This is a genomic window from Phenylobacterium sp. (genome assembly GCF_013911965.1).
Taxonomy (GTDB): Bacteria; Pseudomonadota; Alphaproteobacteria; order Caulobacterales; family Caulobacteraceae; genus Phenylobacterium.
This window is the reverse complement of sequence record NZ_JACESE010000005.1, coordinates 171,239-191,450: the sequence shown is the minus strand read 5'-3', so window position 1 is coordinate 191,450 and position 20,212 is coordinate 171,239. Positions and strand designations below refer to the sequence as shown.

At 68.2% G+C, this 20,212-nt stretch carries 15 protein-coding genes; 7 read left to right on the top strand and 8 right to left on the bottom strand.

The features are described 5' to 3' along the window. Positions 1-90: 90 nt before the first annotated feature. The 3 genes from lspA to H2041_RS07200 are packed head-to-tail and all read left to right on the top strand — an operon-like array spanning position 91 to position 2,607. Positions 91-585, top strand: coding sequence for a signal peptidase II (gene lspA / locus H2041_RS07210; RefSeq protein ID WP_293410981.1), 495 nt, complete (start codon positions 91-93; stop codon positions 583-585). Further along, positions 582-1,826, top strand: coding sequence for a cytochrome P450 (locus tag H2041_RS07205; protein WP_293410978.1), 1,245 nt, complete (start codon positions 582-584; stop codon positions 1,824-1,826). Before lspA ends, H2041_RS07205 begins: the two co-directional genes overlap by 4 nt. A 52-nt stretch (positions 1,827-1,878) precedes the next feature. Continuing rightward, positions 1,879-2,607: a helix-turn-helix domain-containing protein gene (locus H2041_RS07200; RefSeq protein ID WP_293410976.1), complete on the top strand. Its 729-nt coding sequence runs from the start codon at positions 1,879-1,881 to the stop codon at positions 2,605-2,607. Positions 2,608-2,625: 18 nt separating this feature from the next. Here H2041_RS07200 and H2041_RS07195 read toward each other — a convergent pair whose 3' ends face one another. Continuing rightward, positions 2,626-3,471 (bottom strand): sterol desaturase family protein, encoded by an 846-nt coding sequence (locus H2041_RS07195; protein ID WP_293410974.1) that lies wholly within the window; start codon positions 3,469-3,471, stop codon positions 2,626-2,628. Between the two features lie 198 nt (positions 3,472-3,669). On the opposite strand from H2041_RS07195, the gene H2041_RS07190 reads away from it, so the two are divergent. After that, the gene (locus H2041_RS07190) at positions 3,670-5,715 is read left to right on the top strand and encodes an NAD(+) synthase (protein ID WP_293410971.1); all 2,046 of its coding nucleotides are present in this window, start codon (positions 3,670-3,672) and stop codon (positions 5,713-5,715) included. Here H2041_RS07190 and H2041_RS07185 read toward each other — a convergent pair. Next, positions 5,712-7,649 carry a cytochrome c/FTR1 family iron permease gene (locus H2041_RS07185; protein WP_293410969.1) on the bottom strand — a complete coding sequence of 646 codons (1,938 nt, stop codon included), beginning with the start codon at positions 7,647-7,649 and terminating at the stop codon, positions 5,712-5,714. The genes H2041_RS07190 and H2041_RS07185 overlap by 4 nt on opposite strands. 163 nt (positions 7,650-7,812) lie before the next feature. Between H2041_RS07185 and H2041_RS07180 the strand changes: the two genes are divergently transcribed. The 3 genes from H2041_RS07180 (at position 7,813) to H2041_RS07170 (ending at position 11,526) form a co-directional block, all read left to right on the top strand. Then, positions 7,813-8,685: a cation transporter gene (locus H2041_RS07180; protein ID WP_293382899.1), complete on the top strand. Its 873-nt coding sequence runs from the start codon at positions 7,813-7,815 to the stop codon at positions 8,683-8,685. A gap of 64 nt (positions 8,686-8,749) precedes the next feature. Then, positions 8,750-10,966, top strand: coding sequence for a tetratricopeptide repeat protein (locus H2041_RS07175; protein ID WP_293410965.1), 2,217 nt, complete (start codon positions 8,750-8,752; stop codon positions 10,964-10,966). Next, complete coding sequence (locus H2041_RS07170; protein ID WP_293410962.1) at positions 10,963-11,526, top strand: MAPEG family protein; 564 nt, start codon at positions 10,963-10,965, stop codon at positions 11,524-11,526. Before H2041_RS07175 ends, H2041_RS07170 begins: the two co-directional genes overlap by 4 nt. 114 nt (positions 11,527-11,640) lie before the next feature. Here H2041_RS07170 and H2041_RS07165 read toward each other — a convergent pair whose 3' ends face one another. From H2041_RS07165 to H2041_RS07140, 6 genes are all read right to left on the bottom strand, one after another. Beyond that, a complete protein-coding gene (locus H2041_RS07165; protein ID WP_257835900.1) occupies positions 11,641-12,036 on the bottom strand; it encodes a copper-binding protein in 396 nt (131 codons plus the stop codon). Next, the gene (locus H2041_RS07160; RefSeq protein ID WP_293410959.1) at positions 12,033-15,185 is read right to left on the bottom strand and encodes an efflux RND transporter permease subunit; all 3,153 of its coding nucleotides are present in this window, start codon (positions 15,183-15,185) and stop codon (positions 12,033-12,035) included. Before H2041_RS07160 ends, H2041_RS07165 begins: the two co-directional genes overlap by 4 nt. Beyond that, entirely contained in the window at positions 15,182-16,654 is a 1,473-nt protein-coding gene (locus H2041_RS07155; RefSeq protein ID WP_293410957.1) for an efflux RND transporter periplasmic adaptor subunit, read from the bottom strand. Before H2041_RS07155 ends, H2041_RS07160 begins: the two co-directional genes overlap by 4 nt. Further along, positions 16,651-17,859 carry a TolC family protein gene (locus tag H2041_RS07150; RefSeq protein ID WP_257839065.1) on the bottom strand — a complete coding sequence of 403 codons (1,209 nt, stop codon included), beginning with the start codon at positions 17,857-17,859 and terminating at the stop codon, positions 16,651-16,653. Before H2041_RS07150 ends, H2041_RS07155 begins: the two co-directional genes overlap by 4 nt. 98 nt (positions 17,860-17,957) lie before the next feature. After that, the gene (locus H2041_RS07145) at positions 17,958-18,443 is read right to left on the bottom strand and encodes a hypothetical protein (protein WP_293410955.1); all 486 of its coding nucleotides are present in this window, start codon (positions 18,441-18,443) and stop codon (positions 17,958-17,960) included. Between the two features lie 203 nt (positions 18,444-18,646). Further along, positions 18,647-20,131, bottom strand: a complete 1,485-nt coding sequence (locus tag H2041_RS07140) for a calcium-binding protein (RefSeq protein ID WP_293410952.1) — start codon at positions 20,129-20,131, stop codon at positions 18,647-18,649. Positions 20,132-20,212: the final 81 nt, after the last annotated feature.

The window sequence follows — 20,212 nt, the reverse complement described above, 5'->3', positions numbered from 1 at the left end:
GCCGATCCGCTCGCGCGCTCGAGCGGCGCCAGATCGGGCTTGATCCTCTAGCAGCTAGAGGTGGAAGGCTGAGCAGCAAAAGGAGCCTCGATGCACAGGACGCTTGGACTCACCCTTAGCCTCGGCGTGCTCGCGGCCGATCAGGCCACCAAGCTCATAGCGCGCGCCCACCTCACGGAGCCCGCGACCCTGGGGCCGTCTCTGAACCTGCAGCTCGGGTCCAATACCGGCGTCACGTTCGGACTCTTCGCCGGCTCAGGCGAACTTGGGCGCTGGCTGCTGGTCGCCGGCACGGCGGCAGTCGCGCTGTGGCTCATGGCATGGATGTGGCGCGAGCGCCGTCTCGCCGTGGCGGCGCCGCTCGCGCTGATTGTCGGTGGCGCCCTAGGGAACATCGTCGACCGGGTCCGCCTCGGCGCAGTGACCGACTTCATCGACGCCCACATCGGCGATTTCCATTGGCCGACCTTCAATCTCGCAGACACCGCGATCACCGTCGGTGTCGCATGGCTGCTGCTCACCTCGCTTGGCCGGCAGGCCTCCGCCACCGCCCCATCCAGTCCGCCAGCGAAAGGGCATTCATGACCGCCCGCCACCAGCCGCCGCATGACGCCACTCTAGCCCTAGTGACTGACCCCTATCGCTTCATCTCCAAACAGTGCGATCGGATCGGCGCAGACGGCTTCGAAACGCATGTCCTCTTCAAGGACACGATCTGCCTGAAAGGACCGGAAGCCGCGGCACTCTTCTACGACGTGGACCGGTTCAAGCGAGAAGGCGCCATGCCCTCGCCAATCCGCAAGACCCTGCTCGGCGATGGGGGCGTTCAGGGGCTCGACGGTGACGCACATCGCCGCCGCAAGCAGCTGTTCATGGACCTGATGGCGCCTGAGCGCATCAGGGTGCTTGGAGAGCTTTTCGAAGCCGAACTAATGCGCGCCGCGGCGGGCTGGGCCTCGGACGGCCGCGAGATCACCTTCTACGATGAACTGCATCCGATGCTCACGCGTGCGGTGTGCGCGTGGGCAGGCGTGCCGATCGAAGCGGCCGAGGTCCAGGGCCGCGCGCGAGAACTCCGAGCCCTGTTCGATGCGGCCGGCGCGCGCGGCCCTCGACACCTCTGGTCCCGCTACGCGCGCCGCAAGGTCGATCATTGGCTCTCGCGGGTCGTCGAGGCGATCCGGGACGGCGGGCAGACGCCGGATGAGGACACCGCCGCCTTCCGGATCGCGCATGCGCGGGAGCTCAACGGCGAGCTGCTCGCGGCGAACATCGCCGCCGTCGAGCTCGCCAACGTGCTGCGTCCCACCGTCGCGACCGCTGTCTACGTGGTCTTGCTCGCCCACGCCCTGCACACCCATCCGGAAGCGGCGCAGGTAGCGCGTGAGGGACCGGTGCAACGCAACGCCTTCATCCAGGAGGTGCGCCGCTTCTACCCGTTCTTCCCGTCGCTCATCGCGCGCGTGCGGCAGCCCTTCACCTGGCGCGGCCTCAGCTTCCCGGCGGACCGGCAGGTGATCCTGGACCTGTACGGCACCAACCACGATCCGTCCGCCTGGGCCGATCCGGACGCCTTTCGACCCGGACGGTTCGCCGCCCATCCGCCCGGTCCGTTCGATTTCGTGCCGCAGGGAGGCGGTGACCATCTGGCCGGCCACCGCTGCCCGGGCGAGTGGATCGTAGTTGAGATCATGGAGCGCGCCTTCGAGGTGCTGACCCGAAGGATTCGCTACGAGGTCCCCCAGCAGGACCTCGGGCTCGACTTCGGGCGATTGCCGGCCTTGCCGCGCAGCCGTTTCATCATGCGCGGCGTTGGCCTGAACTGATGGCGCCCGACGGCGCTCTGACCGCTCCATGGATCGGACTGTGGAATCGCTTATGAGTCGGCCTGCCGGGGGCAAGGATAAGCCGGGCTGGGCCGGTGCACTGGAGCTGGGGGCGACATGGGCAGTCTGGCGCGGCGCGGTGGGCGACGCCGCCGCCCACCGTCATTTCGCCGCACAGGCCGTCCTGAGCGGCGAGCCGCTCACGGTCCACGATGCCGAGGGACGCAGCGTCTCCGCTGACTGCGTCCTGATCGATCCCTTGGCGCCCCATCGCCTCGTGGCGTCGCCTTCGGCCGAGCTCATCTTCCTGGAGCCCTCGCGCTACGCGGCGGCGGAGCTGGAAGCCAAGCTGCGGCAAATCCGGCAAACGCGGTCTCTTGCCGTGTTGAGGGGCGCGCCGGGGGAAGAGTTTTGGGCGAGGTGGCTGTCGTCGCCCACGCCTGCGCCCCGGCCCCTGGATCCGCGCCTCCAGGCGGCGATGCTTGTGCTCGAGGAGGATCTATCGGAGGGGCCTACGCCCCTCAAGCGGGCGGCCGCCGTCGCGGGCTTGTCTCCTGAGCGCTTCCGCCACCTCTTCGCAGAGGAGGTCGGTTTGCCCTATCGGCGCTTCCTGCTCTGGCGGCGGCTTCGCCTGGCCGCCGAGCATCTCCTGGCTGGCCGTGACGCCACGGTCGCCGCGCATGCTGCGGGTTTCGCCGACGCCGCGCACCTCGCCCGCACCCTCAAGGCCACGTTCGGGGTGACCGCCAGCCAACTCCACCTCGCGACGCCCAGCGCCTAGGCCGGCGAGCGCCTGGTCTCAGCTGATTTTCCGAAACGGGGCCGCCAGCTGGGCGACATAGTCCGTCGGATAGTTCGGCTGATCGCCGATGCCGATGTCGTCGGAGCTGAGGCGCTTGCTGCGATCGTAGTACGCCGTGCGCAAAAGATAATCCCAGAGACAGGTGAACAGTCCAAAGTTCACGTCGCCGACGCCGGGCCACTTCTGGTGATGGAAGCGATGCACGGGCGCCCAGGCCATCACGTAGCGCAGCGGTCCGAGCCGCATGTCGACATTGGCATGCTGCAGCAGGAGCTGGATCGCGACCGCGAAACCGAGAAGGACGCCGATCTGGAGCGCCATGCCCATCAGGATCAGGGGCGCAGTCCCGGCGAGCGTCTCCACGGCTTGGTGCACAGGATGCTTCATGAGGCCGTTGAAGCCGTACATCCGCTTCACTGAGTGATGGACGGCGTGGAAGCGCCAGAGCCATTGGAACTTGTGGCTGAAGTAATGGCAAAGGGTGATCCCGAGGTCCGCCACGAGGATCGCAAGCACCAGCTGAGCCCAGATCGGCCAGGCGGCCGGCCAGAGGCCCGCGGCCGGCGACAGCAGGGTCAGCACAGGGATCAGCGCTGCGCCGGCGTAGACGCTGGCTTCGTTGACCAGCGCGTGCAGGACATCGCGGCGGCTATCCCCGCGCGGTCTGTTCCAGATCGGTTCGTAGGGAATGACCCGCTCCACGAGGAACGAAACCGCGATAGCGGCGCCGAGCAGCGGAGCAAGCCAGGCCAAGGACCGACCGCTCGCGACGAGCCCCAGCCCCGCGCCGATGAACCCGAACATGAACCCCGGGGCATAGGCCACCCTCAAAACCCAAAGCATGAAAGCTCCCTCGCTTGCGGGCGAAAGCTAGGCGACCTTGCAAGCCCGGGCTTGAACGTGGCGGCTGCGCCAGCCGGCCTCCCAACAGCCGCTCCGTTCAAGCCAAGGATCTGAGGCGACGTCCCTCTGGGCAGCCCACGCCGCAACCGCTCCCGCCCCTCGCGGCTTTGCTCCGGGTGACAGCGGAGGTGAGCACCCGTGACCTCGAACTTCTATGCCATTCACACGCAAGGCTTGGTGCGTGTGGCCGTCTGCACGCCGCGCGTAGCGGTCGGCGACCCCGGCTTCAACGCCGACGAAACCTTAGCCCTTGCGAAAGATGGCCATGCCCGCGCCGTCGACCTCATGCTCTTCCCGGAGCTGGGACTGTCGGCCTACGCCATCGACGATCTGTTGCTGCAGGACACCCTGGTGCGCCGCGTGGAGCTCGAGCTCGCACGTTTGGTCGAGGCGAGCACCGCGCTGTCCCCGGTGCTGATCGTCGGCGCCCCCGTCGCCCACAATGGCCGGCTCTACAACTGCGCGATCGCAATTTCTCGCGGGCGGATTTTGGGCGTCGTGCCGAAGAGCTTCCTGCCGAACTATAGGGAGTATTACGAAAACCGTTGGTTTGCTCCCGGCGCAGGCGTTGTCGGGCTGCACACGCAGATCGCCGGCCAATCCGTTCCATTCGGGACGGACCTTCTCTTCACGGCGGCCGATCTGCCGGACTTCGTCTTCCACATGGAGATGTGTGAGGACTTCTGGGCCGCGACGCCGCCGTCCACCCAGGCCGCGCTCGCGGGCGCGCTGATCCTCTGCAATCTGTCCGCCTCCAACATCGTGGTCGGCAAAGCCGACGACCGAGCATTGCTTTGTGCGTCCCAGTCGCTGCGCTGCCAGGCGGCCTATCTCTATTCGGCGGCCGGACCGGGCGAGAGCACAACGGACCTCGCCTGGGACGGTCAGGCGACCATCCACGAGCTTGGCGTGCTGCTCGCCCAGACGGATCGCTTCCCCGCCAAGGCGCAGATGGCCGTGGCCGACGTCGACGTGGAACGCCTGCGCCTTGAGCGCATGCGCACACCTACCTTCAACAACGCCGCCGTGGCGTCAGGGCGTCCTGAGACCTGCTTCCGCCGGGTGGAATTCCACCACAAGCCTAGTTTCCAGGACGTCGGTCTGCTACGCGCGATTGACCGGTTCCCGTTTGTACCGGACGACCTCGCGCGCCTCGACAAGGATTGCTACGAGGCCTTCAACATCCAGGTCCAGGGACTCGCCAAACGCCTCGACGCCACCAAGTCCAGGCACATTGTGGTCGGCGTGTCCGGCGGCCTGGACTCCACCCACGCTCTCATTGTCGCGGCCAAGGCCTTCGACGCGCTCGGCAAGCCCCGCTCGGACATCCTCGGCTTCACCATGCCGGGCTTCGCAACCAGCGAGGGCACGAAGTCGAACGCTTGGCGACTGATGCGGGCGCTCGGCGTCACCGGGGAAGAGATCGACATCAAGCCGGCCGCACGCCAGCTTCTCACCGACCTCGGTCACCCCTTCGCCGTGGGTGAACCGGTGTACGACGTGACCTTTGAAAACGTTCAGGCTGGGCTGCGGACGGATTACCTGTTCCGGCTCGCCAACCAGCGCGGCGGCTTCGTGCTCGGGACGGGCGACCTGTCGGAGCTGGCGCTCGGCTGGTGCACCTACGGCGTGGGTGACCAGATGAGCCACTACAACGTCAATGGCTCGGTGGCGAAGACGCTGATCCAGCACCTGATCCGCTGGGTCGCGACCACAGGCCAGTTCGACGCCGACGCCTCCCAGACGCTGCTTTCGGTGCTGAGCACGGAGATCTCGCCGGAGTTGGTGCCGGCCGACGCCTCGGGGGCGATCCAGAGCACCCAGGCCAAGGTCGGGCCCTACGAGCTGCAGGACTTCAACCTCTACTACATTACCCGCTACGGCCTGCGGCCGTCGAAAGTCGCCTTCCTCGCTTGGCACGCCTGGAAGGACCGCGATGCTGGGCATTGGCCGGCGCATTTCCCCGCCGAGGCGCGCAACGCTTACGACTTGGCGGCCATAAAGCACTGGCTAGGCGTGTTCCTGTTCCGCTTCTTCGAGATCAGCCAGTTTAAGCGCTCAGCGATGCCGAACGGCCCCAAGGTGATCTCGGGCGGCAACCTCTCCCCGCGCGGCGACTGGCGCGCCCCGTCGGACGGCTCCGCCCGTATCTGGCTCGATGAACTCCAGGCGAATGTGCCCTAGACCCGCGCCTCGGCCTGGGCGCGCCGGCCCGCTGCCCAGAACCCGACCACCACGACGGTCAGCGTGAGCAGCTGAGCTAGGAGCCCTTCCCAGGTCGGGAACACGCCGAGCACCTCAATTCGGGGCAGCGCCGCCAGGGGCCGGACATCGAGCATCCCCGCTTCCTGCAGACCCGCCACGCCTTTCCCGGCGAGCACCACGGCCAATACGGCGATGAGGATCGAGCTGTAGGAGAAGAACTGCGCGATGGGCAGGCGCTTGCTGTAGCTCAGCAGCGCCCAGGCGATCACCGCCAGGCAGATGACCGCCAAGCCGGCGCCGGACACCATCGCGAGCTGCCCCCCCTGACTCCAGAGGGCGGCGTAGAACAGGATGGTCTCGAACATTTCCCGGTAGACGACGACGAAGGCCAACAGGAACAGGAACCAGGCCGACCGCTTTGACAGCGCCGCCGACAGCTTGTCGCGAATATACGCCTGCCACGCGCCCGCCTGGGCCTTCCCATGCATCCACACCCCCACCGAGATCAGCACGACTGCGGAGACCAAGGACCCGAACCCTTCGGTCAGTTCGCGGCTCGCTCCGCTGATGGAGATGAGGTAGGTCGCCGCCGCCCAGGTCAGCCCCCCCGCCAGAAGGGCGGCGATCCAGCCGCCGTGGACGTAGGGCAGTACGTCGTGGCGTTCGGCCTTCCGTAGGAAGGCGATCATCGCGATCACAATCAGAAGCGCCTCGACTCCCTCCCGCAGCAGAATGGTGAAGGCGCCGAGGAAGCTTGAGGCGGCGCTGGCCTGCTCCGGCGCGAGCGCCCGCGCAGCTTCATCGAACAACCCATCCAGCCCTCGGACCTGCGCGGCCACTTCGGCCGACGGCGCGCCGCGGGCAAGGCTGGCCCGGAGCTCGCCCATGGACGCCTCGACCTTCGCCATCAGGGCGCCGTCTCGCGCGCGCAGCAGAGGTTCGACAGGCTCGAACCCGTCAAGATACGCCGACAGCGCGAGCTCCTCAGCCCGCTTGCGATCGCCCGCCTCGTAGGCGTTCAGGCTTTCCGCGAGTTTGCGGCGGGCGACGTCCAGCCCGCCATCCGACTTCGGCGCTACAGCCTCAGGATGGCGGCGCAGATAAGCCATGATCTGGGTGGCCTGCGGCTCGCCTACGCGGGCCGCCAGAGCTGCGGGGGTCGTTTGGGTCAGGACCTGTAGGTCGGGGACGACGGCGTGCAGCTGCGACCCCGCGCGCCACGCCTGCTCGCCGGCGCGCTCGGCCTCTCGGGAATAGGCGAAGGTCCCAACATAGTACGCCAGCGCCCAGCGATCGTCGGACGACAGGTGGGCGAAGCTGGGCATGGCCGTGCCGTCGAGCCCCTGGCCAATCACCTGATAGAGACCGAAGAGGCTCCGCTCGTTGGCGCGCGCCACGTCGGTGAAGGCGATCGGCGGAGGATCAAGGCCTTTGGCGTTGGGGCCGTCACCCCTGCCGACGGCGCCGTGGCAGGACGCGCACTGCTCGGCGTAAAGGGCCGCACCCCGGACCAGGTTTGGGGCCTGCTGCGGCGCGAGCGGCACGGGGTACGCTTTTAGCAAATCGGCCGCGAGGGTTCGGGCCCGGCGCGCCACCTCGGCAGGCTCGGCACGATGATCCACGGATCCGACGAGTGCGTTCGCCTCTGCCAGGAGCTGCGGTTTGGCGGAACTCGCCGGCAGGGCGGCGATGCGGCTGCGCACAGAGGCGGAGAATTCCCGCATCTCCGCATACTCGGCCTCGCTTACGATCCGGCCGTCGGAGACAGCGCCGGGGTAATCCACCGCAATATAGTCCAGCAGGCGCCAGGCGACGGCCGCGGAGGGCGGCGCGTCCTGGGCAACGGCGGTGGCGGGAAGTTGGGCGGCCATGAGAAGGGCGACCGCGAGGAAGAGGCGTGCGAGCGCCGGCATCGAAGCGTCCTGAGTGCGACTGCGAATAGGTCTTAACAGCACGATACATGCTCAAGTCACTAGAGGATCAAGAGCCGGCTTCGCGAGGCTCGGGAGAGCCGCCGCAACGGCTTGATCCTCAAGCCGCTAGAGCAATTAGAGTGGCCACATCGGGAGAAAATACATGTCGAACACGACAGCCGCCGCAGAGTCCCTCCGGTACCGTGTGACCGGCATGGATTGCTCCAGCTGCGCGGAAAAGATCCAGTCGGCGGTGGCCAAGCTGCCTGGTGTCCAGGAAGCGCGTGTCTCCATCGCGTCTTCGATGATGACGTTGAAGGTCGACGATGCCGCGAAGCTTGTGCCGACCGTAGAGGCCACGGTCACCGACCTTGGCTATCACATCGATCGCGCGGAGCCTTCGGCGACGGCGGATGACGATGAGCTCCCGAAGAACCTCAGCCATATCACGCCCGCCTACCGGCGGGCGCTCTGGATCGTGGTGCTGATCAATGCCGGCTACGGCCTGGTGGAGATCGTCGCCGGCTTCGTCGCCGGCTCGCAGGCGCTGAAGGCGGACGCCCTCGACTTCATGGGCGACGGGCTCATCACGTTCCTGGGCCTGCTGGCGATCGGCTGGTCGCTCGTCTGGCGTGCGCGCTCTGCGCTTATCCAAGGCTTGTTCCTGGCGGCGCTCGGCGTCGGGGTGCTTCTGAACACGGCCTATCGCGTGCTGGTGCTGAACCAGCCAGAGGCCGAGCTCATGGGCGTATTCGGCATGATCGCGCTGGTGGCGAACGTTGCGGCGGCGCTCATCCTGATCCCCCACCGCGCCGGCGACGCCAATGTTCGCGCCGTCTGGCTCTTCTCCCGCAACGACGCCCTGGGGAACCTCGCCGTCGTGATCGCCGCAGGCCTGGTGTTCTGGACCAAGACCGCTTGGCCCGATCTCGTCGTAGCGGTGATCATTTCGGGGCTCTTCCTCCAATCTGCGTGGTCGATCATTCGCGATGCCAGGGCCGATTTGAGGGAGGCGCGGTCGCTGAGCGCCGCTTGATCAGTGCATGAGACGGTTCCCGCCTCCGCCGCCGCGCCTGACGCCTGCGGGGCCACCTCAGGCGGTGGTCGACCTGCAGCAGGCGGTGGCGCACGTGAACGCAGGCCGATGGCCTGAGGCAGAGAAGCACGCTCGAAAGGTTCTCGCGGCAAGGCCCTCGGATCCCTCAGCGCTGAATGTCCTGGGTACGGTCTCTTTGAACCGTGGGCGGTCAGACGACGCGGTCGCATGGTTTGAAAAGGCGGCGAGTGGGCAGCCGAAGAACCCATTCATTCAGTTCAATCTCGGTGAAGCCCATCGACGGCTGCAGGCTTACGAGATCGCGGCGACGTTCTTCCAACGGGCCGCAGCTCTCAAGCCAGACTTCGCAGAGGCGTTTGCTGCGGCCGGCGACGCTTATCGTCTGATCGGACGACGGTCCGACGCGGAGCGTTGCTACCGCTCTGCACTGAAACGAGCGCCCGCACTGCCGACCGCCCTCAATGGGCTAGGTCTCTTGTGCCTGCAGAGCGGCGACGCCGCGGGAGCTGCGGAACACTTCCATAGGGGTAGAAAGGCGACGCCGGCGGGGCACCCCCTGCGTGCGATTTTGCTGGCGAACCTCGGCCTTGCGCGCCTGCAACTCGGTCACGGCATGGAAGGGCTGGCGTTGCTCGCCCAGGCCGTGGAGGCCGCGCCCGGCGACGCCGAGGCCTGGCGGCGCCTTGCTGGCGCACTCCGCCACACTCGGTTAGCGCCCCCGACGCCGGCATTCAGAGAGATCTTGCTGCAGCTGTTCGACCGCCCGGACGTCAACCCCCGCAATCTGGCGACTGCCGCCATCGCAGTGTTGCGGCAGCAGCCAGAGATTGATCGTCTCCTCGAAAGTATCGCCGGGGCGCCCGGTCAGCTCGCAGAGACATTGGAGCGCGAGGCGACGACAGCCTCCCAGCTCATCCAGGATCACCTATTTCAAACCTTGCTGGCCACCGCTCCCGTGCCCGACGTGGCCATCGAATTCGTGCTTGTCCAGCTGCGGTCCGATCTCTTGAGGCTCACGGAGGGGGCGGCCGAACCCCTTGAGGAGGAGCTCAGCATTGCGATCGGTCTCGCCCGGCAGGCGTTCCTCAACGAGTACGTCCTATTCGCGGCGCCGGCCGAGCAGGCTCGCGTCGGCAGCCTGATCACGGCCCTCGACCGCGAGGACCTCGGACAGCAGCCGGGCGATCTCACCAAGATCGCGATCGTCGCCGCCTATCGTCCGCTCGCCGCAACCCCGCTCGCTGCGCGGCTCCGGGGCGCCGCCCTGCCGTTTCTCGCCGACCTCCTTCGCGAGCAGCTCAGTGAGCCGGACCAGGAAGCCGAGCTGCGCGACCGACTGCCCGTCCTCAAGCCTCCCACGGACGTCGTCTCGCGGGCCGTCCAGCAACAGTACGAGCAGAACCCTTACCCGCGCTGGACGCGCTGCAGCCTCGGCGAGCCGCTGCCCTTCCGAAGGGCTGTCCAGAACGCCCTGCCTGACCTGCCGGCCGGCGACATTCCCGATCTTGCCCGCCCCCGCGTGTTGATCGCCGGCTGCGGCACCGGGCTGGAGACCATGCGGGTCGCGACGACCTATCGCGGGGCCTCCATCCTGGCGGTGGACCTCAGCGCCGCCAGTCTCGGCTACGCCATGCGCAAGGCTCGGGAGTACAGGCTCACCGACGTGGAACACCTGCAGGCGGACATCCTGGACCTAGCGGCCTTGGAGGAACGTTTTGACCTGATCGACAGCTTCGGCGTGCTCCATCACATGGAGGATCCGGCGCAGGGGCTGCGGAATCTTGCCGGGCTGCTGAGCTCATCTGGGCTCCTCTTCGTTGGCCTCTACAGCGAAATCGGTCGACGTGCGGTCATCGAAGCGCGCGCCCACATTGCGCGCGCCGGATATCGCGACGACGCGGATGGCATCCGGGCGCTCCGCCGTTCCCTGATGCTCGATGGTGCGCCACCCGCGCTGGAGGCCGTAATGAGCCCCGCGTCTGACTTCTGGACCCTTTCAGACTGTCGTGACCTCCTGTTCCACGTGAACGAGCACCGTTTCACCCTGCCTCAGATCGGGGAGATGTTCGGGGTGGCGGGTCTCGAGTTCCTCGGCGTCCAGTTCGGCCATACCGCCGACCGGACGCGATACTTGGCGCAGAACCCCCGCTCGGGCGCCTTGCGTGATCTTCGCGCCTTGCATCGCCATGAGCTCGATCACCCTGAGATCTTCGGGGACACCTATCGGCTTTGGGCCCGCGCGAAGAGGTCACCGCAATGACCAAGCCGCCCACGCGGCCAAGGGTTGATCTGCCAAAGGAACAGCGCACCGTGAAACTCGGAGCGCTCCTAGCCTTCGCCGTCTGCGGATCAACCCTGGTGCTCGCCTGCGTGGGGCTCCCCCGACGCCTCGCCTTTCCGCAGGACCTCGCCGAGCGCCTCGCGTTTGCGCTGAAAGCCGACCTGCTGATCGCGCTGTGGGTCGTTCTGGCCGTGCGCATGGTGGCGAAGGTGCGGTTCACCTCCGTCGAGGACAACGCCGGTTCCGCGTACAGCCAGCCGAGCGCGCGCCTCGCAGTCCCAGCGGCCTTTCTGCAGAACACCCTAGAGCAGGCCTTCATTGCGGTGGTTGGCCATTTGGCGCTCGCCACAACCTCCGGCGAGGCGCCGCTCGCCTATATTGCGTGCGCCGTAGCCCTCTTTGGCCTCGGCCGCGTGACCTTCTTGCACGGCTACCCGCAAGGCGCTGGTGGACGCGCCTTCGGGGTCGCCACGACTGCGATACCGACCGTGGGGGCCTATGCCTGGACCCTGATCGAGATTGCCCGAGACCTGGTGTGACGGCGCAATCCGCGCACCAAGGCAGGCGCTGGGCCATCGCAGCCGCAGATGGGATGGCTCACCCCCAGGTGCGCTGAGCTTGAGCCATCCCCCGTGGTCCGACAGGCGCGGCGCCTACTGCTTCTGGATCGCGGTGACTTCGCCGCCGCCGTTCTCGAGCTTCAAGTCGAAGGCGACCTTGTCGCCGGCCTTGAGCCCTTGGGTCAGGGCCGGCGCAGCCTTGAAGGCCATGGTCATGGCCGGCCAGTTGGCCTCCGGGATCGGCCCGTGGTTGATGGTGATGGCGCCGCTCGCCGCATCCACGGCGGTGACGGTCCCGGTCCCCTTGGCGGTCTTGGCGGCCTCGGCCGAAGCCATGTTGATGCCCGCCATGCTGTCGGTGGCGGCGGGCGCCGCGGCAGGTTCGGCCGGGGCCGTGGAGGCTTCCGCCTGGGTCTCGGTCTTTTGGCCGCAGGCGGCCAGAGCGAGAACGGCGCTGACGACGCCGGCGATGAGATAAGCGCGCTTCATGGGTAGTCTCCTTTAGGGGTTGAAGCTGGGGGATCCGTGCGCCGACGCCGCAGCAGGAGGTACCCTGCCGGGATGACGAGCATGGAAAGCAAGGGGGCGGTGAGCATGCCGCCGATCATGGGCGCAGCGATGCGGCCCATGACCTCCGAACCGGCGCCATGGCCGATCAGGATGGGGAAGAGGCCCGCCAGGATAACTGCGACAGTCATCGCCTTCGGCCGCACCCGAAGCAGCGCCCCTTCGCGCACCGCCTCGGCGACCTGGCTCGGCGTGGGATCGGGACCACGCTCCTGCAGGGCGTGTTTCAGGTAGATCAGCATCACCACGCCGAATTCGGCGGAGACGCCGGCCAGGGCGATGAAGCCCACCCCCGTCGCCACCGACTGGTGATAGCCGAGCAGATAAAGCGCCCAGATCCCGCCGGTGAGCGCGAACGGCAGGGTGGCCATGATCAGCGCCGCTTCGTCCAAGCGGCCGAAGGTCAGGTAGAGCAAGAGGAAGATGATAGCCAAGGTCGCCGGCACGACGATCTTCAGCCGATCGGCCGCCCGCTGCAGGTACTCGAACTGACCCGAGTAGGCGACGCTGACCCCCGGCGTGAGCTTCACGTCACGGGCGACCGCCGTCTGCAGGTCGCCGACCACCGAGGCGAGATCGCGTCCACGCACGTCCACATAGACCCAGGTTGAGGGGCGGCCGTTCTCCGTCTTCAGCATCGGCGGGCCGTCGGCGATCTGCACCCGGGCGACGGTTCCGAGCGTGATCTGCTGCCCGGCCGGCGTGACGATCGGCAGCGAACGTAGGCCTTCCAGGCTGTCACGCAGCTCGCGCGGGTAGCGCACGCTGATCGGATAGCGGGCGAGGCCTTCCACCGTCTCGCCGACGGTCTCGCCGCCGATTGCGCCAGACACGATGGCCTGCACGTCGCTGATGTTGAGCCCGAAGCGCGCGGCGGCGGCGCGGTCGATGTCGACATCGACGTAGCGTCCGCCGGTCAAGCGCTCGGCGAGGGCGGAGCTCACCCCCGGCACGGTCTTGGCGACCGCTTCGATGCGGCCGGCGATGCGGTCGAGTTCGGCGAGGTTTGGTCCTGAGACCTTCACCCCGATCGGGCTCTTCACCCCGGTCGCCAGCATGTCGATCCGGTTGCGGATCGGCGGCACCCAGACATTGGCGAGACCGGGGACTTTCACGGTCCGGTCGAGTTCTTCGACCAGCTTCTCAGGCGTCATGCCCGCCCGCCATTGGTCGCGTGGCTTGAACTGGATGGTGGTCTCGAACATCTCCAGCGGGGCGGGGTCCGTGGCGGTCTCCGCCCGTCCGGCCTTGCCGAACACGGTCTTCACCTCAGGCACCGTGAGGATCAGCCGGTCCGTCTGTTGCAGCAGCTCGGCGGCCTTGGCGGCCGAAATCCCGGGGAGGGCTGAGGGCATGTAGAGCAGGTCGCCCTCGTCCATCGACGGCAGGAACTCGCCGCCCAGGCGGCTGAGCGGCCAGGCCGTCGTGGTGAAGGCCAAGGCCGCCAGCAACAGCGTGGTCCTAGGGCGCCGCAGGACCCAGTCGAGCGCTGGCCGGTAGGCCCGGGTCAGCGCCCGGTTGAGCGGATTGTCCTGCTCGGCGGGAATGCGACCGCGGATCAGGTAGCCCATCAGCACCGGCACGAGGGTCACCGACAGGATCGCGGCGGCCGCCATGGCGTAGGTCTTCGTGAAAGCCAGCGGCGCGAAGAGCCGGCCCTCCTGCGCCTGAAGTGTGAACACCGGCACGAAGGACAGGGTGATGATCACCAGGCTGAAGAACAGGGCCGGCCCGACCTCTGCGGCCGCCTCGGTCACCACCTTCCAACGGGCCTCGCCGCGGAGCGTCCGGCCCGGATGCTCATGAGTCCACCGCTCGAGGTGCTTGTGCGCGTTCTCGATCATCACCACGGCGGCGTCGACCATGGCGCCGATGGCGATGGCGATGCCGCCCAGCGACATGATGTTGGCGTTCACGCCCTGGCCGCGCATCACCAGGACAGCCGCCAGCACGCCGAGCGGCAGGGTGAGGATCGCCACCAGCGCCGAGCGCGCGTGCCACAGGAAGAGGCCGCAGACGATCGCGACGACGATGAACTCCTCGACCAGCTTCTGCGTCAGATTGGCGATGGCGCGGTCGATCAGCTGCGACCGGTCGTAGGTCGTCACGACCTCCACGCCGGCCGGCAGGCTGCCCTTTAGTTCGGCCAGCTTCGACTTCACCGCCCCGATGGTCTCGCGGGCGTTCTTTCCAGAACGCAGGATCACCACGCCGCCGGCCACCTCGCCTTGGCCATCCAGCTCGGCGATGCCGCGCCGCATCTCCGGGCCAACCTGTACCGTGGCGACATCTCCCAGGCGCACTGGCACGCCACCTGCCGCCGCGCGCAACGGCACCGCGCGGAAGTCGTCGAGGCTCGCCAGATAGCCGCCTGAGCGGACCATGTATTCGGCTTCGCCCAGCTCGAGCACCGAACCGCCGGCTTCCTGGTTGGCGTTGCGCAGCGCGCCCACCACCTCAGTGTGGGTGACGCCATAGGCGGCGAGCTTGGTCGGGTCGAGGACCACCTGATACTGGCGGACCATCCCGCCGACGCTCGCCACCTCGGCGACGCCGGGCAGGCTCTTCAGCTCATAGCGGAGGAACCAGTCCTGCAGGCTGCGAAGCTGGGAGAGGTCGTGTCGCCCGCTGCGGTCGACCAACGCATATTCGTAGATCCAGCCGACCCCGGTGGCGTCGGGTCCAAGCGCCGGCTTGGCGGACGCGGGGAGCCGCCCCTGCACCTGGTTGAGGTATTCCAGCACCCGCGACCGCGCCCAATAGAGGTCGGTCCCATCTTCGAAGAGCACATAGACGAAGCTGTCGCCGAAGAAGGAGTAGCCCCGCACCGTCTTGGCTCCGGGGACCGAGAGCATGGTGGTGGCGAGCGGATAGGTGACCTGGTTCTCGACGAGCTGAGGCGCCTGTCCCGGGTAGCTGGTGCGGATCACCACCTGGACGTCGGAGAGGTCAGGCAGCGCGTCCACCGCTGTGGAGCGGACCGCCCAGAGCCCGGCCAGCAACAGGCCGGCGGCCGCGATCAGCACGAAGAACCGTCCCCGGACGGAGGCGCGGATAAGGGCGGCGATCAACCGGCCGCATCCAGCTTGGCGATCCGCCGCACGGTAGGTACGCCGCCGGCCTGGTCGAAGGCGAAGCGCACCGGATCGCCGGTCTTCAGACCCTTGGCCAGCTTCGGGTCGGCGAGGGTGAAGCTCATGGTCATCGCCGGCCATTGCAAGGCCGGGACCGGCTGGTGGCTGAGCGTGATCGACCGGCCCTGCAACCGCTCGATCCGTCCGGTCGTCTCGTAGGCGGTCGATGGGGCCGCCGCGGGCGGCGTCGACGGGATCGGCCGCGCCTGCACGCCGGCAAGGCTGGCCTCTGAGTCGAGCAGGAACTGGCCGGAGGCGACCACCTGTTCGCCCGCGTGGAGGCCTGCCAGAATCTCAGTCCGATCTCCCGCCTCGCGGCCGACCTGCACCTCGGCCGGACGGAATCGTCCCCCAGGCTGGGCCAGCATGACGAGTGCGCGGCGACCCGTCCGGATCACCGCTTCGGAGGGGACAAGCAGCGCGGGCGAGGCGGCGCCCGCGAACTGCGCCTGTCCGTACATGCCCGGCCGCAGGCGCCCGCCGCGGTTCGGCAGTTCGACCCGCGCGGTCAGGGTGCGGCTCTCGGCGGCCGCTTCCGGCAGAATGGCTGAGACACGCCCGGCAAACTGCTCGCCCGGGAAGGCGGTGAGCGTGACCGTCACGGTCTGTCCGGGGCGGACTTGGCCGGCCATGGCTTCGGGCACCGAAACGTTGAGCCAGACGCTCCCCAGCCCGCTGATCTCAGCGAGCGTCTGGCCCTGGCTCACCGTCATGCCATTGCGCACGCTCAGCGTTCGGATCACGCCGCCACCCGGCGCTGTGATGCGGACGACCGTCTGCGGCCGACCACTGCGTTCGACCGAGGCGATCAGGCTGGGCGACATGCCGAGCAGCGCCAGGCGTTGGCGCGCGGCCGCGATCAAGGCCGGATCGCCGGTGCGGCGAACGGCCAGGAACTCCGTCTGGGCGCCGCCCCACTCCGGCGTGAGCACGTCGGCGAGCGGCGCGCCCGCGGCGATGATGTCGCCGGGCGCACGCGCATAGACACGCTGCACGAAGCCGCCGGCCCGCGCCTGGACCACCACGAGGTCGCGCCCGTTGAAGTCAATGACCCCCGGGGCGGTGATCTCGCTAGGCAGGCGCCCCGGTTCGGCTGTCGCCAGACGTACGCCGAGGCTCTGGACCCTCGCCGGATCGATCTGCACACCGGCGTCCGCCCCCGCCTCGTCGGCGTACTTGGGCACCAGCTGCATGTCCATGAACGGGGATTTGCCCGGCTTGTCGAACCGTTGGCTGGGGACCATCGGGTCGTACCAATAGAGCACCTGGCGGCCGGCGCTGGTTGGGGCCGGCGCCGGCTTGTCGGATGAGCTCAGCCTCGAGAGGCCGTAGCCGCCAGCGCCGCCCAGCAGGAGCAGGATCATGCCCCCGGCCGCCAGCTGCGCGCGCGTGATGGGGATGCTCATGGCGCGTCGGCTCCATAGGTGAGGGTGATGCGCACCGCGTCGCGGGCCACCGCCGCCTCGCGTTCGAGCAGGGTGAGCCGGGCTTCGGCCAACTCGGTGAACGCCTGCAGGACGTCGCCGAGCCCCGCGCGCCCGGCGCCGTAGCTGGCGGTCTCCAGATCAGCTTGCCGCTGTGCCGCGGGCAGAACGACATCCTTGGACCGCATCCACTGTTCATGGTGCATCAGGTGGTCGGCGAGATCTCCGTCGAGCCCGGCGCGCAGGCTGCGGCGCGCGACTTCCGCCTCCGCATCCACGCGAGCCGCATCGGCGCGCCGCGCGGCGATCAGCGGATCCTGCCGCTGACCCGCGAAGAGGGGCAGCCGCACCGTCACGCCCGCCGAGACCATGTCGCCGAACATCGGGTCGCGGCGCCCGTAGCTGGCTTCCAGCGCAAAGTCCGGCCGCTTTGCCGCCCGCGTGACGTCCACATCGGCTTGCGCCTTTGCTCGCGCCGAGTCGTAGGCCCGCAGTGTGGAATGCGCCTCAAGGCCGGCCCGCAGACTCCCCGGCTCGATGTCCGGCGACGGCGGCGGTCCGGCGACGGTTGGGTCCAGGTCGCCGGTCCAGCGTGAGAGCTCGGCCTTCGCCCGCCCGGCGGCGGCCGCGAGCTCATCGCGCTGGTCCTGCAGGGCGGCTCGCGCGCGGATCGGACCGAGCGCCATGGCCGCGCGGTCCGCGCCCGACGCCACCCCGGCCGGGGCCGAGCGCCAGATGGGCTCGATCTGCCGCAGGATCGCATCCAAGGCCGCCAAGCGGCTCTGGGCGTAATGCAGATCGACCCAAGCCAACGCAGCGCCGAGCTGGACCTCACGCGTCGTGACCGCCCGTTGCGCTTCCGCCATGGCGACATCGGCGCGGGCGCCCGCAGCCTCCGCGCGCCGCCGCCCGGCATTCGGGAACTCCTGCATGACGCCGACCGTCGCCATGGTCATCTCGTCGGCGCCGAACCGGCCCGCCATGGGGCCGGAGATCGGGTAATTTTCCACGCCGAACCTCAGCTGAGGATCTGGCAGACGTCCCGCCGCGACCGCGCTGCTCCGGGCCGCCCGCGCCTTGAGGTCGGCGGCGGCAAGCGCAGGAGCCGTCTGGCGCGCTCGCGCGAGCGCCTCTTCGTAGGTCAGGGGCCCCGCAACAGCAGGGGTCGTAACGCAGGCGGCGGCCACGATGGCCAACCAACCTCTTCGAGCTGACATGCTCTGATCTCCTGGAACGGCGCGCATGCGCCTGCGACGACTCGCACGGGCGAGCCGGGATCAGGGGATCAGGCGTGGATGGGCGGTCTTAGACTTCGGTCAGGCGGGCGAGATGGCGCCGGCGGAGAGTCGGTCCAGCGGACGGCGATCAGGGTCGCGCTTTGCTGGACTTCGACCGGCGCCATGGGAGCCGGCCCGACAACGACCGCAGCGGGGCAGAGGACGCTGCGCTCGCAAGGCGCTTTCTCCTTCTGCCCGGCAGGGTCTGAAGACGGCTTATGGGCGGCGTCCGCCATCATCGGACAATCCGGCGGGCAGGGATCGCAGGCCGCGGTCTTGGCCAAAGTCGGTCCGCCGGCGTATGCGAGCAGCATCGCCGCGACGAACGCGAGCAAGGTGGGCCAATGGCGCAGAAGGCGGTCCTTTCTGCAGGCGAAAATGATCCCTGAGGCGCGGAAGGGCAAGCCTTCACGCCGCTGTTCGGTTGAGCGCGCAATCTGCGCGACTTCGAGGATCCAAACAGCGAACGGAAATTGAAGGGGCGGCTGCCACATGCGGCGCAGAACTCGTGTCAGTCGCGATGGAGCATGAGGACCGCTGAGCCCTCCCGGCCGCTGAGCGCTCCCGGCCGCTAAACGCAGGCATCGTCGGCACATGAGCGAACGCCTTGCAGGCTCCCGCGGTGCCGGCGTCCCCACCTTTGTCGCCAACTCGCGGTGAGCGGGCCGCCGCGCGTCAAGCGACGACCCGCCCCACGTCATGCCGGGAAAATCCAATCCGAACCGGCGGTGCTGATCCCCGGGACGAAGCCGGGCTCGTCGATGAACATGAAGTCACTCTGCCGGAGATCGGCCCTGAACACGCCCAGCAGCAGGACGCCGCCTTCCGGATCGGCGTCGCGGTCGGTGTTCCAGGACACGAACGCCCCTTCCGCGCGATCCACGACGGACACCTGATCCGGCCGGATATCGCGCAGCGCGAGGTGGTCGAACGCGCCCTGCGCCTCACCGCGGACTTCCATATCGGTGACGACGTCGAAGCCGCTGTGCGGATCGACGATGAAGGCGTCGGCCCCCGTGCCGCCGGTGATGGTGTCGTTTCCCATGCCGCCTTCGATCATGTCGTGGCCGGCGCCGGCGTCGATCGAGTCCGCGCCCTCCATGCCCATGATGTCGTCGACCATGGCGCCGCCGATCAGGGTGTCGGCGCCCATGCCGCCATCGAGGCGATCCATGCCGTCGCCGCCTTCCAGTCGGTCGTCGCCAGCATCACCTTGCAGCACATCGTCGCCGCCAGCGCCGAGCAGAGTGTCGGCGCCATCCCGACCGAAGATGTTGTCGACGCTCTCCCCGCCGGTCAGGTGATCGGCTTCCCGCTCGCCGACAAGCACCTGATAGCTTTCGTCGCCTGTAAAGGTGAGCGCGACATCACCATCCCGCATCGCCGCGTCGGCGGCTTGGTCGAAACGCTCGCCAGGCAGGTTTCCGTGCCTGGGGTCCGGACCCTCGACGCTGGCTGTGGGCCGCTCGGGGGTCGGCGCCGTCGCCGGGCGCGAGGCGGGCGGAAGATCCGGCGCGTTCGCGAACATGAAGTCGTCCTGCGCGAGATCCGCCTGACGCACGCCCTCCAGCAGCACGGAGCCGCCCTGCCAGCTGACACGCACACCCGCAGGGGTGTCTTCGAAACTCAGATCTTCCCACCGGAGGTCCCGCAGCGCGAGGTGGTCGAACATGCCGGGACCCGCGGTGAAGTCGCGGATCACATCGTCGCCGCTGGTGGGGTCGACCGCGAAGGCGTCGGGTCCGAGCCCGCCGACCAGCGTGTCGTCGCCCATCCCGCCCTCCAGGTCGCCATGGCCCGCGCCCTCGTCCAGGTAGTCGTTGCCCATGCCGCCCATCAGGGCGTCAGCGTCCCTGCCGCCATAGAGCCGGTCTCCGTCCATGCCGCCCGTGAGCCGGTCAGCGCCGTCGCCCCCGCTGAGGGTGTCGGCGCCGGAGTCGCCATAGAGCACGTCGTTTTCGCGGTCCCCGCTCAGCAGGTCGTTGCCGCCAAGTCCCCAGAAGTGATCGCGGTCGCCGCGTCCGACGAGGGCGTCGTTCCCCTCATCCCCGATCGAGACCTGATAGTCGTAGCGCTCGCGACCGGCATCGAAATCGAATGTTAGACCGTCTTGGGCGAGATACTGACTGGCCAGCTCCTGGATGGGAACATCCCTCCAGCCATGGGATAGTTTGTGTGACATTGGCCGTTCCTGCGCAAGATTACAGCGATGGGAATGTTTCTCCCCGCAACAACGGGTGAGCGATCCGTCAACTCTGTATTG

Excerpts from the sequence above, each read along its gene's own strand:
- lspA (WP_293410981.1), top strand. The coding sequence starts at position 91 with ATGCACAGGACGCTTGGACTCACCCTTAGCCTCGGCGTGCTCGCGGCC.
- H2041_RS07205 (WP_293410978.1), top strand. The coding sequence starts at position 582 with ATGACCGCCCGCCACCAGCCGCCGCATGACGCCACTCTAGCCCTAGTG.
- H2041_RS07200 (WP_293410976.1), top strand. The coding sequence starts at position 1,879 with ATGAGTCGGCCTGCCGGGGGCAAGGATAAGCCGGGCTGGGCCGGTGCA.
- H2041_RS07195 (WP_293410974.1), bottom strand. The coding sequence starts at position 3,471 with ATGCTTTGGGTTTTGAGGGTGGCCTATGCCCCGGGGTTCATGTTCGGG.
- H2041_RS07185 (WP_293410969.1), bottom strand. The coding sequence starts at position 7,649 with ATGCCGGCGCTCGCACGCCTCTTCCTCGCGGTCGCCCTTCTCATGGCC.
- H2041_RS07180 (WP_293382899.1), top strand. The coding sequence starts at position 7,813 with ATGTCGAACACGACAGCCGCCGCAGAGTCCCTCCGGTACCGTGTGACC.
- H2041_RS07170 (WP_293410962.1), top strand. The coding sequence starts at position 10,963 with ATGACCAAGCCGCCCACGCGGCCAAGGGTTGATCTGCCAAAGGAACAG.
- H2041_RS07165 (WP_257835900.1), bottom strand. The coding sequence starts at position 12,036 with ATGAAGCGCGCTTATCTCATCGCCGGCGTCGTCAGCGCCGTTCTCGCT.
- H2041_RS07155 (WP_293410957.1), bottom strand. The coding sequence starts at position 16,654 with ATGAGCATCCCCATCACGCGCGCGCAGCTGGCGGCCGGGGGCATGATC.
- H2041_RS07145 (WP_293410955.1), bottom strand. The coding sequence starts at position 18,443 with ATGTGGCAGCCGCCCCTTCAATTTCCGTTCGCTGTTTGGATCCTCGAA.
- H2041_RS07140 (WP_293410952.1), bottom strand. The coding sequence starts at position 20,131 with ATGTCACACAAACTATCCCATGGCTGGAGGGATGTTCCCATCCAGGAG.